The following is a 2,725-nucleotide window of genomic DNA, read 5'->3' as shown; positions in this document are numbered from 1 at the left end:
CCCACCTACCCCTTCCAACACCAGCACTACTGGCCGGACCCAGCCGACAACGCCGGCGACGTCACCACCGCGGGACTCACCGCCGCCGGGCATCCGTGGCTCGTCGCCGTCACTCCCCTGGCCAACGACAACGGTCATCTCCTCACCGGCCGGCTCTCCCCGGCCGCGTACCCCTGGCTCAATGATCACGCTGTCTTCGACACCGTGCTCGCGCCCGGCACCGCGCTCCTCGAACTCGCCTGGACCGCGGCCGCCGAGGTGGGCGCCGGGCACGTCGCCGAACTCACCATCGCCGAGCCCCTCGTACTCCCCGAGTCCGGGAACGTGCGCATCCAGGTCACCGTCGGGCACACCGGCACCGACGGACGCCGGGACGTCACCATCCACAGCCAGCCGGAGGACGGCGCGGAGGCCTGGACGTGCCATGCCACCGGTGTACTGGCAAGCTCCTCCGAGGAGGCCGAGGACGCGGGTGTCCTCGCGCAGTGGCCGCCCGCGGGTGCCGAGCAGGTGGAGCTTGAGGGGGTGTACGAGCGTCTGCACGCGCAGGGGTTGCGGTACGGCCCGGCGTTCCAGGGGCTGACCGAGCTGTGGCGCAAGGACGGCCACGCCTACGGCCTCATCCGTCTGCCCGAGGGCACCGCGCCCGACGACTTCGGTATCCATCCCGCGCTCCTCGATGCCGCGCTCCACAGCCTCACCGCTTTGCGCGGTACCGACGAGGATGTCGTCCTCCCCTTCGAGTGGACCGACGCCCGCCTCCACGCCACCCACAGCACCGAGCTGCGTGTCCGTATCTCCCTGGACGCCGGGCAGTCCCATGCCCGGCTGCTGGCGGCGGACCCGGCGGGTAACACGGTGGCGTCCGGGGAGCTGGCGCTCCGCGAGGCCTCCCGCGAGCAGATCCGGGGCCGCAGGGGTGCGGAGCACCTCTACCGGGTCGACTTCGTGGCACCGCCCGCCCTGGGCGAGGCGGACGAGGACGTGCCGTGGGTGCTGGGCGCGGAGGGCGAGATGTCACGTGCCCTGGGCGCCGAGGCCGTACAGGATCTCGCGGCGGCGCTGGCCGGTCTTGGTGAGGACGAGCTGCCGCCGGCGCGGATCGTGGTGGATGCCACCGCGGCCGTGGCGGCGACGGCTCCCGGGGCGGTACGGGATGCGACCGCGCTGGCGCTGGCCCAGGTTCAGGTTCTGCTGGGTGATGAGCGCCTGGCCGGGAGCGAGTTGGTGTGGGTCACGCGCCGGGCTGTCGGCGAGGGTGCCCGGGATCTGGTTCACGCGCCCTTGTGGGGTCTGCTGCGTGCTGCCCGTGCCGAGCACGCGGATCGTTGTCTGCGTCTGGTGGATCTGGGCGGGGAGCCCGGCGATCTGTGGGAGCTGGCGCGTGCGGTGTCCGTGGCGGGTGAGCCGGAGATCGTGGTGCGTGGGGGTGAGGTGCGGGTGGCCCGTCTGGTGCGGGCCCGTGCCACTGACACGGTCCCTGAGGTCCGGCGTCTTGACCCCGAGGGTGTTGTGCTGGTCACCGGTGGTACCGGGGAGCTGGGCCGTCAGCTCGCCCACCACCTCGTGCGCCACCACGACGCACGCCACCTCGTCCTCACCTCACGCCAGGGACCCGACGCCCCCGGCGCGGACGACCTCGCGGACGAACTGCGGGAGTCGGGGGCGGTGTCGGTCGACATCCGCGCCTGCGACATCGGCGACGAACAGCAGGCCACCGCCCTGATCGGCGGCCTGGACCGGCCGCTGACCGCCGTCTACCACCTCGCCGGCGTCCTCGACGACGGCCTCATCACCGGCCAGAACCCCGAACGCCTGGCCCGCGTCCTCGCCCCCAAAGCCGACGGCGCACTGCATCTGCACCACCTCACCCAAACCCATGACCTTGCCGCGTTCGTACTGTTCTCCTCCGCCGCCGGCATCCTCGGCGGCCCCGGACAGAGCACCTACGCCGCCGCCAACACCTTCCTCGACGCCCTCGCCCACCACCGCCACGCCCAGGGCCTGCCCGCCACCAGCCTCGCCTGGGGCCTGTGGCAGCTCGCCGGCATCGGCATGACCTCCCACCTGGGCGAAGCGGAACTCTCACGCATGCGCCGCCAGGGCATCACCGCCCTCACCGAAACCCAGGGCATGCGCCTGCTCGACGCATCCCTGGCCCAGCCGCATGCCCATCTGGTTCCGGTCAGGCTCGAAACGACGGTGATCCAGCGGGAGTTCGACCGCAGTGGTGAGGCTCCCGCGTTGCTGCGTGGGCTGCTGCGGGCCGGGCGTCGTCGTGCTTCCGGGGTGTCTGCGGGCGGTACGTTGCGGGAGCGGTTGGTGGTGCTGGGTGAGGACGAGCGCCGTGACGTACTCAACCAGCTCGTCCGTACCGAAGCAGCCACCGTCCTCGGCCTGAACGACCCCCACACCCTCACCACCGACCACGTCCTCAAAGACCTCGGCATCGACTCCCTCATGGCCGTCGAACTCCGCCGCCGCCTCGCCACCGAAACCGGCCTCACCCTCCCCGCCACCCTCGCCTTCGACCACCCCACCCCCAACGCCATCACCACCCTCCTCCTCACCCGCCTCAACCTCACCACCACACCCACACCCACCCCCACCCGCACACGCACACGCAACCACCACACCGACGAACCCATCGCCATCATCTCCATGGCCTGCCGCCTGCCCGGAGGAACCCACACCCCCGAAGCCTTCTGGAACCTCCTCACCCAAG

At 71.7% G+C, this 2,725-nt stretch carries 1 protein-coding gene; it reads left to right on the top strand.

The window, feature by feature from the left end; all coding sequences use genetic code 11:
• On the top strand, window positions 1–2,725 hold a 2,725-nt coding region (locus ACZ7LS_RS36755; protein WP_471066470.1), incomplete at both ends, for a type I polyketide synthase.

This window comes from Streptomyces sp. NPDC039430 (assembly GCF_055639435.1).
This window is presented reverse-complemented; position numbering and strand designations above follow the sequence as displayed.